This window comes from Pseudomonas sp. zjy_15, from assembly GCF_043101865.1.
Lineage (GTDB): Bacteria > Pseudomonadota > Gammaproteobacteria > Pseudomonadales > Pseudomonadaceae > Aquipseudomonas > Aquipseudomonas putida_Y.
The window spans coordinates 1-17,927 of the sequence record NZ_JBICII010000129.1 but is presented as its reverse complement, the minus strand read 5'-3'; the positions used below and the strand labels follow the sequence as shown (position 1 = coordinate 17,927).

Below are 17,927 nucleotides of genomic sequence, written 5' to 3'. Positions count from 1 at the left end.
GTGATTCCAGTCGATCAGTCATGAGTTAGCGCGAAGCCTCCTGGCTTCGTGCGCAAAATGTGGTTTCAGACGTTGATCGAAGAAGGCGGGGCGCGGCTGCGCGCACCTGGGAATACAGCCTGCCGGGCATGGCCCTGGTGCGTTGGCGCAAGCAGGTGGCTGGTGGGGACGATGCTGCCGGCGCTGAGCGGGCTGAGGGCCTGGGGCAGGGCCGGGCAGTTGAACAACAGGCTGCAGTAACCGCACTTTTCCCACATCACATGCAGCTGGCCATCGCCACCGTGGCCGTGATGGGTGTCACCGCCATGCTGATGGGCAGCCGCCATCGGCATGTCCATCGGCATGTTCATGCCCGCGTGGTGGTCCATCGGCATCGACTGGGAAATCAGCGGTCCGATGAAGATCATCCACATGGCGAACAGGCTCAGCCATCCGCCACCGGCGCGCCTGAATTCAGGGCGGGTGGTACGGCTGATGCGGCTGCGCGGCAGACTCATGGCGAGTGCCTGTCAGCAGGTGTCAGTGTGCGTGTTCGTGGGTTTGCGACTGGTCCGCTGGCGCCTGCTTCTGCACGGCCACTTCGACGGTGATATCGCCGGCCTTTTCGAAGTGCAGGGTCAACGGGAAGCGCTTGCCGTCGCTGAGCAGGCTGCGCTCCTTGGGCTGCATCAGCATCACGTGGTACGCGCCGGGGGCAAAGGTCAGGTCCTTGCCGGCAGGCACTACCACGCTGGGCACCTGTTGCATCTTCATGGCGCCGCTGGCGCTCATGGCATGCTCATGCAGTTGCGCGTCATCGCTGATGGGGCTGTCGACGCTGAGCAGGCGGTCATCGGCCTGGCCATTGTTGTGCACCACGAAATATGCGGCGACGTTAGGCGCGTTGGGTGGCAGTTGCAGCGACCACGGGTGGGCAATATGCAGGTCACCCACGCGGTATTCGTGGGCATTGGCAAAGGCGCCAGGCAGCAGCAGGGCGGCCATGACGAGGGCGTGCTTGAGCATGGTGAATCTCCGTTTCCGTTCTGGTTCAGGCAGACAGCGTGATGAACTCAGGCTAGCGGAGAGGCACGAGGGTTTAGCCCAGGCCAGAGCTGGCGCGGCGTAGGCTGGTACTTGGCAGGTGGCGGCAGCAGCCCGCCGAGCAGTGTCGGCGGGTTGTGCAACTGTGGCGGGTAGCCGGGCAGGGCCAGCAGCGGCACGGCACCGGAGCAGCACCAGCAGTTCATCATGCCGGCGCTGTCGTCGCTTTGCGGGCCGAGGTCGATCTTGGCCAGGGCCTGTACGTCGACGTTGCCCTTGTTGGCCATGCTGGAACAGAAAGCCCCCCACAGCAGCTGCTCGGCCAGGCCCTTGGGCGCAGCAGAGGACAGCGGCATGGCCAGCAGGTTGAACAGCACTGCAAGGCAGGCTATCCAGGCAATGTGCCGACGTGGGGGCATGGAGAGATCCGGTCAGGAATCGTGGTGGCTATTGTACGGCGGAGTATAGGTAAAAATGCCGGGGTGCGGTGAAGTGACGCAGGTGGTCTCGTAATGGGGGCTGCTGTGCAGCCCATCGCGACACAAGGCCGCTCCCACAGAATTGCGGCAGCCTCGAATACTGCGCTGTCCTGTGGGGCCTTGTGTCGCGATAGGGGCGCAAAGCGCCCCCGACACTCTCAAACCTTGTTGCGGCCCATCAACCCGCGCACGGTTTCTTGCAGGTCAGCCGGCAACACCACCACCTTGGCATTGCTGCTGCCCGCCAGGTTCTCCATCGCGCCCACATAGCGTTCGCCCAACAGGTACATGGCCGGTACGGTCTCGTTGCCCACTGCTTCTTTCACCAGCGAAATCGCCCGCGCCGAGGCCTCGGCCAGGCTGATCTGTGCCTCGGCATCCAGCCTGGCCGCCTGCAGGCGCGCTTCTGCTTCGAGGATTGCCGCCTGCTTGGCCCCTTCGGCACGGGTGACGTCGGCCTTGCGCTCACGCTCGGCCGCAGCCTGGCGTTCCATGGCCAGTTGCATGTTTTCCGACGGTTTGATGTCTTGAATTTCCACCGAGCGCACGGTCACGCCCCAGTCTTCGGTCTGCTCGGACATTGCATCGCGCAGGCGGGCCTTGATCTGCTCGCGGCTGGACAGCGCCTCGTCGAGGTCCATTGCACCGACGATGGCGCGCAGCGAGGTCATGGTCAGGCTGGTGACGGCGAAGGAGAAGTCCTGCACGCCATACGAGGCTTTCTGCGGGTCGACTACCTTGGCGAAACACAGGGCGTTGGCGACGATTACCGCGTTGTCCTTGGTGATGATTTCCTGCTGCTGCACATCGAGGATGATGTCCTTGGTCGGCAGGCGGTAGGCGACCACGTCCATGTAGGGGATGACAATGTTGAGGCCCGGCTTGAGGGTGCTGTTGTAGCGGCCCAGGCGTTCGACGATCCACTCCTCGCCCTGGGGCACGATGCGCACCCCCTTGAACACGGTGATCAGGACGAACAGGGCGATGGCGCCGACGACGATGAGGCTGGTCATGCTGCAAAATTCCTTTTAATGCGGATTCAGGCCCGGATAACGCGGGCGGTGTTCCCCTCGATGGCGGTCAGGCGTACGCGCTCACCGACGGCGATCTGGCTATCGGCGATACAGGTCCACTCTTCGTTGCCGAGGATCGGCTTCTGGAAGCGTACGCGGCCCTTCTGAAACTCCGACACGGCAGCGGTCAGCAGGCCCACTTCGCCGATCACGCTGTCGGCGGTCCAGCGCACATCCGGCTGCTTGCGCCGGAACACTTTGAACCACAGCACAGTGGTGGCCGACGACAGCAGTACCCACAGCAGGACCTGCATGTCCAGTTGCAGGCTGGGTGCGGCTAGCGAGATAAGCGAGACCAGCACGGCGCCGATGCCGAACCAGAGTATGAAGAACGTTGGCAGGACCAGTTCAAGCAGGATCAGCGCGATGCCGAAGACCAGCCAGATCCACCATTGCATTTCCATATGGGTGAAACCTTCCGGGGGAGGGGCGTTGAGTTTAAGGCAGCAGGGCTGCAACAGGCCACTTGGTTAGTTGGAAGAAAAGTCTGAAATCGTTGTAGGAGCGCCTTTGGGCAGCGAAAAGGCAGCACCTAAAGGGCGAGCGCGGTTGCCAGATCCGCCAGTGAGTCGAATGCCCGGTCCACCTCCGGCAGCGTCGGACGTTTTAGGACAAGCACCGGCACGCCAAGCTCCCGCGCCACTTCCAGCTTCGGCTCGGTCGCCACACTGCCGCTGTTCTTGCTGATCAGCACATCGATGTGGCGGCTCTGGAACAACGCCCGCTCATCCTCGATATGGAACGGCCCACGTGCGCCAATCACTTCACAGCGCTCGTTGCCAGGGCACGCCTCAAGCGCTCGAAGGGTCCAGAACTGCTCCGGCGGAATCTCATCCAGGTGCTGTAGCGGCTCACGGCCCAGCGTGAACAGCGGCCTGCGGAACGGCTTCAGTGCTTCGATCAACCCTGCCCAATCGTCGACTTCTCGCCAGTCGTCCCCTGCTTGCGCCTGCCAGGCCGGACGACGCAAGGCCCAGCACGGGATGCCGGCGTTGTGTGCGGCGCTGGCGGCATTGCGGCTGATTTGCGCGGCATAGGGATGGGTGGCGTCGATCAGCAGGGTGATACCCGCTTCGCGCAGGTAGCGGGTCAGGCCCTCGACACCGCCATAGCCCCCGACCCGCACCTGGCATTGCAGGCCCTGCGGCACGCGGCCTATGCCAGCCAGGCTATAGACATGTCGAGGCCCGAGCCGGCGGGCCATAGCCAGGGCTTCAGTGACCCCCCCCAGCAACAGGATGCGCGCGGTCATTGCACACCCGCCTGGCCGACGATGCCGCCTTGGCGGTCGATGGCGAACACTTCCACTTGCACCTGCGCCGGCACGACGCTACGGGCAAAGGCCAGGGCGTGGGCACACACCGCGTCACCCAAGGCAATGCCGGCCGCATGAGCCAGGGCGAGCGCTTGCTGGCTGGTGTTGGCAGCAATGATGGCGGCCTGTAACGCTTCGTCAGCGCCAATGTCTGCGGCCCAACCGGCCAGTTGCGGCAAGTCGATGCTGGAGTGACGACTGTGCAGGTCCATGTGCCCGGCGGCCAGTTTGCTGATCTTGCCGAAGCCGCCGCACAGGGTCAGGCGCGGCACCGGTACCTTGCGCAGGTGCTTGAGCACCGCGCCGACGAAATCGCCCATTTCGATCAGGGCGATTTCCGGCAGACCGTAGACGCGGCGCATGGTGTCTTCGCTGGCATTGCCGGTGCACGCGGCGATGTGCGTGTAGCCGTTGGTGTGGGCCACGTCGATGCCTTGGTGGATCGACGCAATGTAGGCTGCGCAGGAGAACGGCCGGACGATTCCGCTGGTGCCGAGGATCGACAGCCCGCCGAGGATGCCCAGGCGCGGGTTCATGGTTTTCAGGGCCAGTTGCTCGCCACCTTGCACATTGACCGTGACTTCGAAGCCGCCAAGGTAGCCGCACGCGTCGGCCAGGCGTTGCAGGTGTTCACTGATCATGCGCCGAGGCACCGGGTTGATGGCCGGTTCACCCACCGCCAGCACCAGCCCTGGCCGGGTCACCGTGCCCACGCCGCTGCCGGCGACAAAACCAATGCCAGGTTCCGCCAGCAGGCGCACCTGGGTATAGAGCAGGGCGCCGTGGGTCACGTCCGGGTCGTCACCCGCATCCTTGAGCGTGCCGGCTTCGGCGTACCCGCCGATCAGGCGGCAGAACTCCAGGCGCATCTGCACGACCTTGCCTTTGGGCAGGGTGATGTCCACCGCATCGTCACGCTGCCCGGTGAGCAGCAGCTTGGCCGCTGCCAGGCTGGTAGCGGTGGCGCAGCTGCCGGTGGTAAGGCCGCTGCGCAGAGGCGCGGGTTGTTCGCGGGTTTCTTCACGCATCGGCGGGTTTCAATACTTCCAGGAGGGTGATCGGCAGTGCCTGGCGCCAGGTGTCGAACGCACCCAAGGGCTGGGCATGCGCGACATGGATGCGGGTCAGCTCACCGCCGTGCTGTTCGCGAAAGTGCGCCAGGGCCAGTTCGCTTTGCAGGGTGACGGCATTGGCCACCAGGCGGCCGCCGGGGCGCAGGCTTGCCCAGCACAGGTCCAGTACACCTTCGCGGGTAACGCCACCTCCGATGAAGATCGCATCCGGTTGCTCCAGGCCTTGCAGCGCCGCTGGCGCCTTGCCGCGAACCAGTTGCAGGCCAGGTACACCCAGTGCATCGCGGTTATGCTCGATCAAACCCTGGCGACCTTCGTCGGCCTCGATGGCCAGGGCCCGGCATGCCGGATGGGCGCGCATCCATTCGATGCCGATCGAGCCACAGCCCGCGCCCACATCCCACAACAGTTCGCCAGGCTGCGGTGCCAGGCGCGCCAGAGTGATGGCGCGGACATCACGCTTGGTCAACTGGCCATCGTGCCGGAATGCGGCGTCTGGCAACCCGGCCAGCCGGTGCAGGCGGGGCGCATCGGGCGTAGCCAGGCATTCGATGGCTACCAGGTTGAGCGCCGCGATACCGGTGTGCGGCCAGTCCTGGGCGGTGCCGGCCAGTGCACGTTCGTTCACGCCCCCCAGGTGCTCGAACACCTGCAGGCGGCTTGGGCCGAAGCCTTGCTCGCGCAACTGCGCGGCAATTGCCGCCGGGCTATCGCCATCGTTGCTCAGCACCAGCAGGCGCATGCCGCTGTGCAAGTGGGCATTGAGCGCTGTCAGGGGGCGGGCCACCAGCGACACCACCTGCAGGTCTTGCAGCGGCCAGCCCAGGCGGGCAGCGGCCAGGGCGCAGGAAGAGGGCATCGACAGCACGCGCATTTCTGCAGCAGGCACCTGGCGCGCCAGGCTGGCGCCGACGCCGTAGAACATGGGGTCGCCGCTGGCCAGCACGCACACCGGCTCGCCACGCAGGCTCAACACCGGGGCCAGCGAGAACGGGCTGGGCCAGGCCAGTTGTTCAGCGGTCACGCAACGTGGCAGCAGGGCCAGCTGGCGCGGGCTACCGAAGACCCGCCCAGCGCCAAGCAGGGCGCGCCGGGCCTGTTTGCCCAGGCCGCTGAAGCCGTCTTCGCCGATGCCTACTACCGTCAGCCAGGGTGTCATGTATTTCAATCCGCCATTTTTGGGGCCGCTTCGCGCCGCTTCGCGGGCAAGCCCGTTCCTACAGATACAGTGCAGCATGTGCGGCCTGCAGTGATCCTGTGGGAGCGGGCGAGCCCGCGAAGAAGGCGACGCGGTCCTGAATTTCTACTTGATCGCCGAGGGTGCTCGACCACCGGCTTTTCATGCCGCCGGACAAAGCAGGCATAATACCGCGCCTTCTACACTCAAGCGCACTTTCACAGATTGCCGGACACCCCATTGACCCAGGCCGAAGCCCCCACTGTCATCCCTCGCCCCTCGGCCTGCCCGGGGTTTTGGCGCATCGTCAGTGCCCGTGATGGCGGCATCTGCCGTATCAAGCTGCCGGGTGGCCTGCTGCTGGCCGAGCAGGCCGAAGCCGTGGCGGCGGCGGCCGAGCGCTTTGCTGGCGGCGTGATCGAGGCCACCAACCGTGGCAACCTGCAGATTCGCGGCATTGGCAGCGAGCATCGCGCTTTGGTCGAGGCACTGCTCGCAGCCGGCCTGGGACCACGCGACGCCGCGGGTGACGATGTGCGCAACGTGATGCTCAGCCCGCTGGCCGGGCATGATCCGCTCATGCTGCTGGACGCCAGGCCGCTGGCCGGGCAGATCCTCCACCTGCTGGAAGGTACTCCGCGCTTTCACCAGCTGTCGGCCAAGTTCGCTGTGCAGCTGGATGCAGGCGAGCGCCTGGCGATGCTCGAGCACCCTCATGACCTGTGGCTGTCGCCCCTGCACCTGGACCAGCAGACCTGGCTGGTGTTTGGCCTGGCAGGTTGCCCGGCAGAGGGCCAGGCGCTCGGTGCGGTGCCGCTGGCGCAGGGCCTGATGCTGGTGCGCGCCGTGCTGGATCGCTTCCTCGATCTGGCATCCCCGACGCAGACGCGCATGCGCCAGCTGCTTGAGGTGTACCCGACAGCCGATTTTGTCGCTGGGCTCGGTCTGGACATCCGCCGCGATGCCGCCGTGCTCACATGGCGGCGTAAACAGCACCGCGCCTCGTGGTTGGGCAGGCTGCCCCAGGCGCAGGGTATTGCCCTTGGCGTTGCCCCGCCGCAAGGCCGCCTGACCCCCGCGATGCTGCGTGGCGCCGCACGTATTGCCCGTGAACTGGGCGATGCCAGTATGCGCCTTAGCCCTTGGCAAAGCCTGGTGCTGACCAACCTGCAAGAACAACACCTCGATCAGGCCTTGGCCGAACTGTCTGCGCTGGGGTTGCTGTGCCACGACCATGAACCCCTGGCGCGTATCAGCGCCTGCACCGGTGCCAGCGGCTGCGCCAAGGCCCTTGCCGAGACCAAGGCCGACGCCGTTGTCCTGGCCGCGCTGCTGGGCCCTGGCGTGCCGGCCAGCGTGCACCTGTCCGGCTGCCCCCGTTCCTGTGCTGTGGCCCATGTTGCCCCGGCCACTTTGCTGGCCCGTTCGCCGGGCCGTTACGACCTGTACCTGCGTGATGCGCGCCAGCCGGGTTTCGGTGCCCTGCGCGCCACCGACCTTACCTTGAATGAAGCAGGCGCCATGCTCGACCTGCCGACGGAGCACCTTGATGATTGACTACATCCGCGATGGTCAGGAGATCTATCGCAATTCCTTCCGGATCATCCGTGAGGAAGCCCGACTCGAGCGGATCCCCGCAGACCTTGAAAAGCTCGCCGTGCGCGTGATCCACGCCTGTGGCATGGTCGATGCCATCGATGGCCTGCAGTTCTCCGAAGGTGCCGGCCGGGCCGGGCGCGAGGCGCTGCTCAACGGCGCGCCGATCCTGTGCGATGCGCACATGGTGGCCGAAGGCATCACCCGGGCCCGCCTGCCAGCCGACAACAAAGTCATCTGCACCCTGCGTGACCCGAGCGTGCCGGGCCTGGCCAAAGATGCCGGCAACACCCGCTCCGCCGTAGCCCTGGAACTGTGGCGCCCTTACCTGGAGGGCAGCGTGGTGGTCATCGGCAATGCCCCTACCGCGCTGTTCTACCTGTTGGAAATGCTTGATGCCGGCGCGCCCAAACCGGCGCTCATCCTCGGTTTCCCGGTCGGTTTCGTCGGCGCTGCCGAGTCCAAGGCCATGCTCGCCGCCGACAGCCGTGGCGTGCCGTTCGTGATCATGCAAGGCCGCCTGGGCGGCAGCGCGATGGCCGCTGCGGCGGTCAACGCCCTGGCTACGGAGGTGGAATGATGGCCCCGCGTGGACGGCTGCTTGGCCTGGGTGTGGGCCCTGGCGATCCTGAACTGATTACCCTCAAGGCCCTGCGCCTGTTGCGTGAGGCGCCGGTGGTCGGCTACTTCGTGGCCAAGGGCAAGCGTGGCAATGCCTTCGGCATTATCGAGGCGCACCTGCAGCCCGAGCAGACCTTGCTGCCGCTGGTCTACCCGGTCACCACCGAAGTGCTGCCGGCGCCGCTGTCCTATGAGCAAGTGATCAGCGACTTCTACGACGAAGCCAGCGTACAGGTGGCCGAGCACCTGGATGCCGGCCGCGACGTGGCGGTGATTTGCGAAGGCGACCCGTTCTTCTATGGCTCCTACATGTACTTGCATGACCGCCTGGCGCAGCGCTATGAGGCCGAAGTGATTCCCGGTGTCTGCTCGATGCTCGGTGGCGCTTCGGTGCTGGGGGCGCCGCTGGTGTACCGCAACCAGAGCCTGTCGGTGTTGTCTGGCGTGTTGCCCGCCGAAGAGCTCAAGCGCCGTCTGGCCGACGCCGATGCAGCGGTGATCATGAAACTTGGACGCAACTTCCCCAAGGTGCGCGAAGTGCTGGCCGAACTGGGCCTGGATCGGCGTGCGCTGTATGTGGAGCGGGCGACCATGGCCAACCAGAAGATCGTGCCGCTGGACCAGGTCGACCCGCAGTCGTCGCCCTACTTCTCGCTGATCATCGTGCCGGGGGAAAAATGGCAGGGCTGAACATGCACAAGGCACCGGCCATCGTCATTCTTGGCCGGGGCAGCCTTGCGACGGCGCAGCGTATCCAGGCATGTTATCCACAGGCCACGATCCATGGCCTCGAAGGGCGTGTCGAGGGTGCGGACCAGTCGTACGCGTCGTTTGGCGATACCCTGCGTGGGTTGTACCAGCAAGACACGCCGATCATCGCGTTGTGTGCCGCGGGCATTGTCATCCGCAGCCTGGCCAGTCTGCTCAGCGAGAAGGGCAGCGAGCCGCCAGTACTGGCCGTGGCCGAGGATGGTAGCGCGGTAGTGCCGTTGCTCGGAGGCCTCGGTGGGGTGAACGTGATGGCGCGCGAAATCGCTGACGCACTGGGCGTTTCCGCGGCCATCACCACCAGTGGCGAGCTGCGCTTCGGTACTTGCCTGCTGAACCCGCCGCAGGGCTATGCATTGGCCGACATCGAGCAAGGCAAGCGCTTTGTATCCGACTTGCTGGCGGGTGAGTCTGTGCGCATCGAAGGTAACGCCCCGTGGCTGCAGCTGGCGCAGTTGCCCGCCAGCGAAGCGGCGCAGCGCACCATCCATGTGGGGCATCAGGCGCGCCCGGCCAACCGCGACGAGCTGCTGATCTACCCGCGCCTGGTGGTGGTGGGCGTTGCAGGTGGCAATCTGCACAGTATTCGCGCAGCACTGCAGCAGGCCGGCATCGCCGAGCCCTCGGTAGCCTGCGTGCTGGCAGACGAGCGAACCATGGCCGACAGCGCGTTGCACGAAGCTGCGCAGGCTCTGGGTGTCCCCTTGCGCTTCGCCACCAGCGCAGGCGATGTGGCCAGCATGGTCGCTGCGGCGGTGCCCGATGCCGAGTTGATAGCGATTGAAGAAGTCGTGGTCGCGGTGGCGCCTGCCCCGGTCAACGTAGCGCAGGTCGGCCGCCGTCGCGGTCGCCTGGCGGTCATCGGCCTTGGCCCAGGTGCGGCGGAACTGATGGTGCCGGCAGTCAAGGCCGAACTTGCGCAGGCCGAAGATGTGCTCGGTTACGAAACTTACGTGCGCATGGCTGGCCCGTTCCGCAGCGACCAGGTGCTGCACTGCACCGACAACCGCGAAGAGATGCAGCGCGCCCGACATGCTTTCGAACTGGCAGCCCAAGGCCGTTCGGTGGTGGTGGTGTCGTCGGGTGACCCGGGCGTTTTCGCCATGGCTGCTGCGGTGCTCGAAGCGCTGCACGAATCCAGTGACCCCGCCTGGCATCGCGTCGACCTGCAGATCCTGCCGGGGGTTTCTGCCTCGCTGGCAACCGCCGCCCAGGCGGGAGCACCGCTGGGGCATGACTTCTGCGTCATGTCGCTGTCGGACAACCTCAAGCCCTGGTCGATCATTGAAAAACGCCTGGACCTGGCTGCCCAGGCCGACCTGGTGCTGGCCTTCTACAACCCGATCTCCAAGGCCAGGCCGCACCAGCTCGGTGTGGCCCTGGAGGTTGTGCGCCGACACCGTGACGGGAACACGCCTGTAGTCCTTGGCCGTGACATCGGTAGGCCGGGGCAGACGCTGAAGGTCGTCACCTTGGCCGAGCTGCTGCCAGAAATGGTCGACATGCGCACCATGGTACTGGTTGGATCTTCCACTACCTGCACGTTCGACCGCGCAGCTGGCGGGCTCTGGGTGTATACCCCGCGCTGGTATGGCGCAAAGCCGTAAGCGGCGGAAGCCCGGGCAGGTGAGGAACTGCTTCGTGGCAGATTGATGCAAAGGGCACAGGTAGGTTTGCGGCTGGAGCCATTTGGCTTCAACCGTACCCTTCCTGGAGACCTTTCCCATGACGACCGATAAAGAGAAGCTGCAGCTTCAGGTTCTGCCGGACAAGAATCTGTTCGTGTTCCCCGACCAAATGGGTGAGCAAAACCGCGATGCTGCAAAAGCTTGTCATGCCCTGGCAACGCAAGGTGCCAACAGGCAGCATGATCCTGTCCGTGAGACGCAGCTCTGGTTCAAGCACTACATCTACCTGATGTCCAAGATGGGCTGGGCGTCAACCAATGTCGACGTACAGCAGCTCACTGAACGCAATATGCACCTTGAGATCAGCAACCTGCTGGGCAAGGGCTTGCAGGCGGCATATGGCGTTTTCACTGGCGATGTGGCAACCGCCCTGGACAATCTCGGCAAAACAGTTGTTTCAGCCTTGGCCGCCAGCACCAAAAACGTCGAGTTGCTCGACCGCAAGTCGGTGGAAGATGACCGAACCGAGCTGAGCCTGGTCAAGTGCGAGCAAACCGGCGAAGGGCAGGTGGCGATGCTTGTCAGTGCAATCCAGACCGACGCCAAGCCTGACAAGGCTGCCAACTATCTTCTGGCCAAGTGGGAAAGCAGCGGCACCTCCAATTTTGCCTGTGGTGCAGTGTTGAATTTCGATAGCCGCCGATACGACAAAATTCGCGCCATTGTAGAAACCAAACTTGACGACAATGCCCTGCAGGTTCTGCTGGCACTGGAACTCTGACTATGAAGTTGGCCTGTCGACACGGCGTCGACGGGCCTGGAGGGCATACTGATGCACGCCAATTACACTTTGTGGTTGAACGGCAATAGCCTGGTATTGATCGACAACTCCGTCAGTGCTTCACGAGCAGAAGCGTTGTTGGATGTTCAGCTGGCAGCCTACCTGACTGCTAACAAGGGTCACGCCATTCAGGACGCTGTGTGGCACAAGGAATATCTGCGAATTCAGGGTAACTTCGGCTGCACTGTCGCGACCTTGCATTCCGGCGCCGCGCCTGCTGTATCCGCAGTGGCCTGTGAACCGTGGAAGATGCTGCGGATCAATCTCTTGGCAGCTCTGCCAAGCGCCCTTCAGGGGCCGGTAGGCAAATGCCTCGACGCTTACGCCGCCCAGCCAGACGGCGCTATTGAACAGTTGTTATGGGTGGAGTGTGTTCGGCCCCCGGATGATAAAGGCGTGAGCCATGTACGTATGGAGTTGCGCCTGATACTGGCTGATTCAGGCGTTATCAGTACCGAGTTGGGCTTTAGCACAGCAGAGCATGTGGCGATGGATTGGCTGTGGCAGCCGCTGGAACTTGCAAGTGCCCATCCCGCTCAGCAGTTCGACGCCAATTATTTCACCCATGGAAAAGTGATCAGTTCGATAAGTGCAGGCTTGCATGACTCAATCAAGGTCAAGCAATTGCAGTATCGCAGCCAGGTCAAACTTGCGACAACATCAGGAGTCGACAATGAGTGAGTTCAATCAAGATGCCGCCAGTGGCAAACTCGTCCACAGCAGCCTGCTGTCATTCTTGCCAGGTGTTAGCCGCGAAGCCCGTGACGACATCCTGTTGGCCAATGCGTTTGCCCAGCAAGTAGCCTGGGGGGACTTTAATGAAGGCCTGGAGCCGGACTGGTTCAGGAACTACTGGCGTAACCTTGCGTTTCTGGGCTTTGATGGCAAGCTCGCGCCCACGGCGACTCGACCGGGGCCGGACAGGGCCAGCCTTGCCGAGCAGGCGCTTGCCCAGGTTCGTCAGAAAGGCTCCGCCGGTCATCATCAATCTGCCCAGTCGTCGCTTCAGGCACTGCGCAATGACAGCCAGGCATTGACCGCGTTTGAATCCAGGGCAGTCTCCAAAGCGGTCGGACGCTTTCAGTTGCTGCCTTGCTCCCAGCAGTCGAGCGGCTTCATCGACATGGTGTTGGTTCACATGGAAATGTCGATGAAAAAGACTTCCAAGGGCTTCTTGTTCATGCAGTTGAACAGTGAAGTCAAAATCCTGGACATGCGTGTCGAAGTGATCCACTTCAACTTGCAGGGGTTTCGCGAAGACTACCGCAAGCGGGCCCAGGCCAGCGTCGACAAGCAAAATGGCAAGGCTATCCTTGAGCTGCAGTTGTAGGCCTCCGGCCTACCGGTCTGGACAGCTTTGGCTCTGTACCCTAGGGCAGCAGGTAGCCGCGAATCCCGGTAAAGATGATCTGTGCTGCCAGGGCGCAGACGAAGAGCCCCATCAGGCGGCTGACAATTTGCAAACCCTGGTCACCGAGCAGGCGCTCGATACCGTGCGATAGATACAGCACCAGGCCTACGGTAAAGCTGGCCAGGGCAATGCTGACGATGGCCAGCAGTTTTTCATCCCAGTGCGGTTGGCTCACCCCCATTACCAACAGGGCACCGATGGTGCCTGGGCCAACCGTCAGCGGAATGGTCAGCGGTACGATGGTCACATCCTGCTGTACGTTGTCGGCCTGTACCGCCGGCTTGCCCTGGGCCATGCCCAGGGCCGAAATGAACAGCACGCTGCCGGCACCGATGCGGAAGGCATCGGCGGTGATGCCGAAAATACCGAAGATCGCCCGCCCGAACAGGTACAGCATCACGCTGGCGACCAAGGCTGCGAACGCGACCTTCCAGGCCAGTTGCTTGCGCTCCTTGCTGGAGTGGCCACGGGTCAGGCTGATGAAACACGACAGCACGAAGAACGGGCTGTAGAGCACGAGCATTTTCAGGTAGACGCTGAACAACTCATGGAGCATGAGCACTGTTCCTTGGGGGTTATGCCGGGGCGGCCTTGTTTCGCGAGGCCGCTCCTGCAAGAGCATTGGCTATCGGTCAGGACGTATGTGCCGGGTCCACCTTGACTTCCCGGTGATTGGCCCAGTATTGAATCAGCTCGCGTAACTGCGACAACTCCACCGGCTTGGCCATGTGTCCGTCCATGCCCGCCAGCCGCGCGCGTTCCTTGTGTTCGGCCAGTATGTGCGCAGTCAGTGCCACCACCGGCGTGCGCTGGCGCTGGTTTTCAGCCTCCCAGGCCCGTAACTGCTGGGTGGCCGAAAAACCGTCCAATATCGGCATCTCGCAGTCCATCAACACCAAGTCATAATGCTGCGTTTTCATTGCCTGCAAGGCCTCTTCGCCATTGCAGGCGGTATCGGGCTTGAGGTTGAGCTTGCCGAGCATACTGCGGATCACCTTGGTCGAGATGCTGTTGTCTTCGGCGACCAGCACGCGGAAGTCGCCTGGCAGGTCCAGCGCCTGCGGGACGCCAGGCAGGCTGGCAGGCATCGCTTGTTCGCGGCCGCGCTGGGCCAGTTCCTCGGCCAGGGTGGTCTTCAACGTATACCCGGCCACCGGCTTGGCCAGTATTCGCTTGACCCCGGCGTTGCGCGCGATGACTTTGCTCGGCGCATTGCTGATGCCGGTGAGCATCACCACCAGGATGTCGTGGTTCAGGCTCGGGTCTTCCTTGATCTTGGCGGCCAGTTGCATGCCGGTCATGCCGGGCATGTTCTGGTCCAGCAGCACCGCGTCGAAGTAGTCGCGCAGGTGCGCCTTGGTGCGCAAAAGGGCCAGGGCCTCCTTGCCTGACGGCACCGCGCTGACGTTCATGCCCCAGGCGCTGCACTGCTGTACAAGCACCTTGCGGCACGTGTCGTTGTCGTCCACCACCAGCACGCGGGCATCGCGCAGTGGGCTGTCGAGGTCCGCCGGTGGCTGTTCCAGGCGCGAAGGGTCCAGCGGTAAGGTCAGCCACAGGGTATTGCCCATGCCGGTGCTGCTCTTGATGCCGAACTCGCCCTGCATCAGACCGATCAGCTGTTTGGCGATGACCAGCCCCAGGTGGCCGCCCAGCTTGTTGCTGGAAAGGAAGTGGTGGCTGTGCAGCTCGGCCTGCAACAAGGCTTCACGGTCGGCGGCGGGCAACGGCTCGCCGCTGTCCTGCACGGCGATACGCAGGCGTGGCACCTCGCCGCGTTGATCCAGCGCCACCACCAGCAGGATCTCGCCCTGGTCGGTGTTTTTCAGGGCGTTTTCCAGCAGGCTCGACAAGGCCTGGCGCAGGCGCGTCGGGTCTCCGCTGATAACCCGCGGTACTTGTGGCTGGGTGAAGCTGATCAACTCGATGTTCTGTTGCTCGGCCTTGGCGCGGAAGATGTTCAGGCAATCCTCGATCAGCGCGTTGAGGTCGAACTGCACATCATCCAGCTCGATCTGCCGGGATTCCAGCTTGGAAATGTCCAGAATTTCGTTGATCAGCGTCAGCAGCTCGTTGCCGGCGCTGTGGATGGTCTGCACATAATCACGCTGCTTCACCGACAGCGGTGTGCCCAGCAGCAATTCAGTCATGCCTAGCACGCCGTTCATTGGGGTGCGGATTTCGTGGCTGATCTTGGCCAGGAACTCGGCTTTGGCGTTGATTTCCGCATCGCTGGCGGCCAGCGCACGGCTGGCGCTGAAACGCTCCTCGCTTATACGCCGCAGCCGTTCACTGACTGCCAGGTTGAGCAGCAGGCCACTGACCACGGTCAGGCCCAGCAGGATAGACAGCAGCCAGGGTGTCGAGGTGCGTGTCAGCCCCAGCAGGGCGGGCAGCAGTACCAGGCCTCCGAGGTTGAACACCACCATGGCCAGGCTGAACAGGCGTCCGGGTGCATAGCCCTTGTACCAGTGGTAGCTGCTGACCAGCAGCATGCTCACGCTGCCCAGCGCCATCAGGGCGTAGGTCATCAGGTTCAGAGGCAGGGTATCGACGAACAGCAGCACCAGGCCACTGAGCCCGACGATCAGCATCTCACCCTGCAGCAAGCGATTAAGCCGTGGCGAATTGCATGGCGAAAAGAAATGTTGAGTGAAATACAGCCCTGACAGGCCGGCCAGGACCAGTGTCAGGTAGGCGGCAGGTGTTTGTGCACTGTGCCACACATGCCACCAGGGGCCGCTGAGGTTCAGCAGGATCAGGCCGCTGAGCAGCATCAGGGCGTGGTACAGCGCCAGGATCAGGGAGGTGCTGGAGCGGGTGTAGAGGAAGCGGATCAGGTTGTGCATGATCAGCATGATCAGGCCGCCGAACAGCATGCCGAACAGCAGCGGCTGGCGTTGGTCCGAGGCGGCCTCTGCCGCAGGCTCAAGGCTGATGGCCGGCCGCAGCTGGTGCTCTGAGACCAGGCGCAGGTAGATGTCCAGCGGTTGCCTGCTGTTGGGCAGGGGCAATACATGGTCGCTACCGCGCAGGGTCGGGCTGGCATTGCCGGCCTGGCGCCCGTGGTGCAGCTGACGCAGAAGTTGCTCGCCTTCGAGGGCGTAGAGGTCCAGGCCAGAAAGGTCCGGGGCAAATACCCGCAGCAGTTGCTCCTGGTCACCTGGTGCCAGACGATAGTGCAACCACAAGGCCTGCCCAGCCGGGGCAGCATCAAGGTCGGCGAGAGGCAGTGGGCTGAACTGGTTGCGATAGCGCTCGGAGCGCACATCGCTCAGTTGCAGGTTGGCCTGTTCGTCGAGCAGAACGGTCCAGCCACCGTCATGTTCGGCCGCAGCCGGAAACATGCAGAGCAGGGTCAGCAAGCTGACGATCAGAGCTGAGGCAATCCGAAGCCGACGCACTACGAAATCCCTTCTTGGCCGATGTGCCGGGTACTCACTATGCGCGGCGCGCCAAGTCGAAGGCAAGGCCCATGCAGGGCCCTGTCGACGAGCCGGATGCCGCAAGCTGAATCAGCTACGGCAAACCGGTAGTACTTACTGCTGGTGCTCACCGCGCTCGCGGGCGATGGCCCGATAGCCAATGTCGGAACGGTAGAAGCTGCCGTTCCAGCTGACTTCCTTGGCCAGGCGATAAGCCTGCTGCTGCGCGTCGGCAACGGTGCTGCCCATGGCGGTGGCACACAGCACACGCCCGCCGTTGGTGGTTACCTTGCCATCCTTGAGCGCAGTACCGGCATGGAATACCTTGCCTTCGATCTTGGCGGCAGCATCCAGGCCGTTGATCACGTCGCCCTTGGCGTAGTCGCCCGGGTAACCGCCCGCTGCCAGGACCACGCCCAGGCTCGGGCGCGGGTCCCACTGTGCTTCGACCTTGTCCAGGGCCTTGGCGAATGCAGCTTCCACCAGCAGTACCAGGCTCGACTCCAGGCGCAGCATGACCGGCTGGGTTTCCGGGTCGCCGAAGCGGCAGTTGAACTCGATGACCTTGGGGTTGCCCGCCTTGTCGATCATCAGGCCTGCGTAGAGGAAGCCGGTGTAGACGTTACCTTCTTCGGCCATGCCGCGCACGGTTGGCCAGATCACCTGGTCCATCACGCGCTGGTGCACGTCGGCGGTGACGACCGGGGCAGGGGAGTAGGCGCCCATGCCGCCCGTGTTCGGGCCGGTGTCCTGGTCGCCGACGCGCTTGTGGTCCTGGCTGGTGGCCATGGGCAGCACATTATGGCCGTCGACCATGACGATGAAGCTGGCTTCCTCGCCGTCGAGAAACTCTTCGATCACGACGCGCGAACCGGCTTCACCGAAGGCGTTGCCAGCCAGCATGTCACGCACGGCTGCTTCGGCTTCTTCCAGCGTCATCGCGACGATCACGCCTTTGCCTGCCGCCAGGCCGTCCGCCTTGATCACGATTGGCGCGCCTTTTTCCTGCAGGTAGGCCAGCGCTGGCTCGATCTCGGTGAAATTCTGGTAGTCGGCGGTCGGGATCTTGTGACGCGCCAGGAAGTCCTTGGTGAAGGCCTTGGAGCCTTCCAGCTGGGCCGCGCCCTTGGTTGGGCCGAAGCAGTCGAGGCCGCGGCTGCGGAACAGGTCGACCACGCCGATAACCAGCGGTGCTTCCGGGCCGACGATGGTCAGGTCGACGTTTTTCTCGGCGAAGTCGGCCAATTGTTCCAGGGCGCACACGTCGATGGCGACGTTCTCGCACTTGGCTTCAATGGCGGTACCGGCGTTGCCCGGTGCAACGAAGACTTTCTCGACGCGTGGGTCCTGGGCGACTTTCCAGGCCAGGGCGTGCTCACGGCCGCCGCTGCCGATGATCAAAACTTTCATGTCAAAACCTCGATTCAAGTGATCCCGTGGCTTGCGCCGAACACTGTGGGAGCGGGCTTGCCCGCGAATGCGGCGGTGAATCCACCA

General features: G+C 63.6%; 18 protein-coding genes. 7 read left to right on the top strand and 11 right to left on the bottom strand.

What is annotated here, in order from left to right:
* Nucleotides 1-65: 65 nt before the first annotated feature.
* The 8 genes from ACF8EF_RS24275 to cbiE form a co-directional block, all read right to left on the bottom strand.
* A complete protein-coding gene (locus ACF8EF_RS24275) occupies nt 66-497 on the bottom strand; it encodes a DUF2946 domain-containing protein (RefSeq protein ID WP_176683182.1) in 432 nt (143 codons plus the stop codon).
* Nucleotides 498-519: 22 nt separating this feature from the next.
* Nucleotides 520-1,005 (bottom strand): copper chaperone PCu(A)C, encoded by a 486-nt coding sequence (locus ACF8EF_RS24270; protein ID WP_392461734.1) that lies wholly within the window; start codon nt 1,003-1,005, stop codon nt 520-522.
* A gap of 47 nt (nt 1,006-1,052) precedes the next feature.
* On the bottom strand, nt 1,053-1,442 hold the full coding sequence (locus ACF8EF_RS24265; RefSeq protein ID WP_176683184.1) for a DUF2946 domain-containing protein: 390 nt from the start codon (nt 1,440-1,442) through the stop codon (nt 1,053-1,055).
* 218 nt (nt 1,443-1,660) lie between these two features.
* Entirely contained in the window at nt 1,661-2,515 is an 855-nt protein-coding gene (locus ACF8EF_RS24260) for an SPFH domain-containing protein (protein ID WP_176683185.1), read from the bottom strand.
* Between the two features lie 26 nt (nt 2,516-2,541).
* The gene (locus tag ACF8EF_RS24255; RefSeq protein ID WP_392461732.1) at nt 2,542-2,979 is read right to left on the bottom strand and encodes an NfeD family protein; all 438 of its coding nucleotides are present in this window, start codon (nt 2,977-2,979) and stop codon (nt 2,542-2,544) included.
* A gap of 128 nt (nt 2,980-3,107) precedes the next feature.
* The gene (locus ACF8EF_RS24250; RefSeq protein ID WP_392461730.1) at nt 3,108-3,827 is read right to left on the bottom strand and encodes a cobalt-precorrin-6A reductase; all 720 of its coding nucleotides are present in this window, start codon (nt 3,825-3,827) and stop codon (nt 3,108-3,110) included.
* On the bottom strand, nt 3,824-4,918 hold the full coding sequence (locus ACF8EF_RS24245) for a cobalt-precorrin-5B (C(1))-methyltransferase (RefSeq protein ID WP_392461728.1): 1,095 nt from the start codon (nt 4,916-4,918) through the stop codon (nt 3,824-3,826). The genes ACF8EF_RS24250 and ACF8EF_RS24245 overlap by 4 nt, the downstream gene beginning before the upstream one ends.
* Entirely contained in the window at nt 4,911-6,122 is a 1,212-nt protein-coding gene (gene cbiE, locus ACF8EF_RS24240; RefSeq protein WP_392461726.1) for a precorrin-6y C5,15-methyltransferase (decarboxylating) subunit CbiE, read from the bottom strand. Before cbiE ends, ACF8EF_RS24245 begins: the two co-directional genes overlap by 8 nt.
* A gap of 243 nt (nt 6,123-6,365) precedes the next feature.
* Here cbiE and cobG point away from each other — a divergent pair, with 243 nt between their 5' ends.
* From cobG to ACF8EF_RS24205, 7 genes are all read left to right on the top strand, one after another.
* The gene (cobG, locus tag ACF8EF_RS24235) at nt 6,366-7,697 is read left to right on the top strand and encodes a precorrin-3B synthase (protein WP_392461724.1); all 1,332 of its coding nucleotides are present in this window, start codon (nt 6,366-6,368) and stop codon (nt 7,695-7,697) included.
* On the top strand, nt 7,690-8,316 hold the full coding sequence (locus tag ACF8EF_RS24230) for a precorrin-8X methylmutase (RefSeq protein ID WP_039613543.1): 627 nt from the start codon (nt 7,690-7,692) through the stop codon (nt 8,314-8,316). Before cobG ends, ACF8EF_RS24230 begins: the two co-directional genes overlap by 8 nt.
* The gene (locus tag ACF8EF_RS24225) at nt 8,316-9,047 is read left to right on the top strand and encodes a precorrin-2 C(20)-methyltransferase (protein ID WP_084850691.1); all 732 of its coding nucleotides are present in this window, start codon (nt 8,316-8,318) and stop codon (nt 9,045-9,047) included. Before ACF8EF_RS24230 ends, ACF8EF_RS24225 begins: the two co-directional genes overlap by 1 nt.
* Nucleotides 9,035-10,732, top strand: coding sequence for a precorrin-3B C(17)-methyltransferase (gene cobJ, locus ACF8EF_RS24220; protein WP_392461722.1), 1,698 nt, complete (start codon nt 9,035-9,037; stop codon nt 10,730-10,732). The genes ACF8EF_RS24225 and cobJ overlap by 13 nt, the downstream gene beginning before the upstream one ends.
* A 118-nt stretch (nt 10,733-10,850) precedes the next feature.
* Complete coding sequence (locus tag ACF8EF_RS24215; protein ID WP_176683192.1) at nt 10,851-11,534, top strand: hypothetical protein; 684 nt, start codon at nt 10,851-10,853, stop codon at nt 11,532-11,534.
* Nucleotides 11,535-11,585: 51 nt separating this feature from the next.
* The gene (locus ACF8EF_RS24210) at nt 11,586-12,275 is read left to right on the top strand and encodes a hypothetical protein (RefSeq protein WP_392461720.1); all 690 of its coding nucleotides are present in this window, start codon (nt 11,586-11,588) and stop codon (nt 12,273-12,275) included.
* Nucleotides 12,268-12,924 (top strand): hypothetical protein, encoded by a 657-nt coding sequence (locus ACF8EF_RS24205; protein WP_176683194.1) that lies wholly within the window; start codon nt 12,268-12,270, stop codon nt 12,922-12,924. The genes ACF8EF_RS24210 and ACF8EF_RS24205 overlap by 8 nt, the downstream gene beginning before the upstream one ends.
* Before the next feature lie 40 nt (nt 12,925-12,964).
* Here ACF8EF_RS24205 and ACF8EF_RS24200 read toward each other — a convergent pair whose 3' ends face one another.
* The 3 genes from ACF8EF_RS24200 to purD all read right to left on the bottom strand — a co-directional run bounded on the left by ACF8EF_RS24200 (nt 12,965) and on the right by purD (nt 17,840).
* Nucleotides 12,965-13,561, bottom strand: coding sequence for a MarC family protein (locus ACF8EF_RS24200; RefSeq protein ID WP_014592545.1), 597 nt, complete (start codon nt 13,559-13,561; stop codon nt 12,965-12,967).
* A gap of 76 nt (nt 13,562-13,637) precedes the next feature.
* A complete protein-coding gene (locus ACF8EF_RS24195) occupies nt 13,638-16,409 on the bottom strand; it encodes a response regulator (protein ID WP_392461718.1) in 2,772 nt (923 codons plus the stop codon).
* Nucleotides 16,410-16,544: 135 nt separating this feature from the next.
* Nucleotides 16,545-17,840 (bottom strand): phosphoribosylamine--glycine ligase, encoded by a 1,296-nt coding sequence (purD, locus tag ACF8EF_RS24190; protein ID WP_003249685.1) that lies wholly within the window; start codon nt 17,838-17,840, stop codon nt 16,545-16,547.
* Nucleotides 17,841-17,927 lie beyond the last annotated feature (87 nt).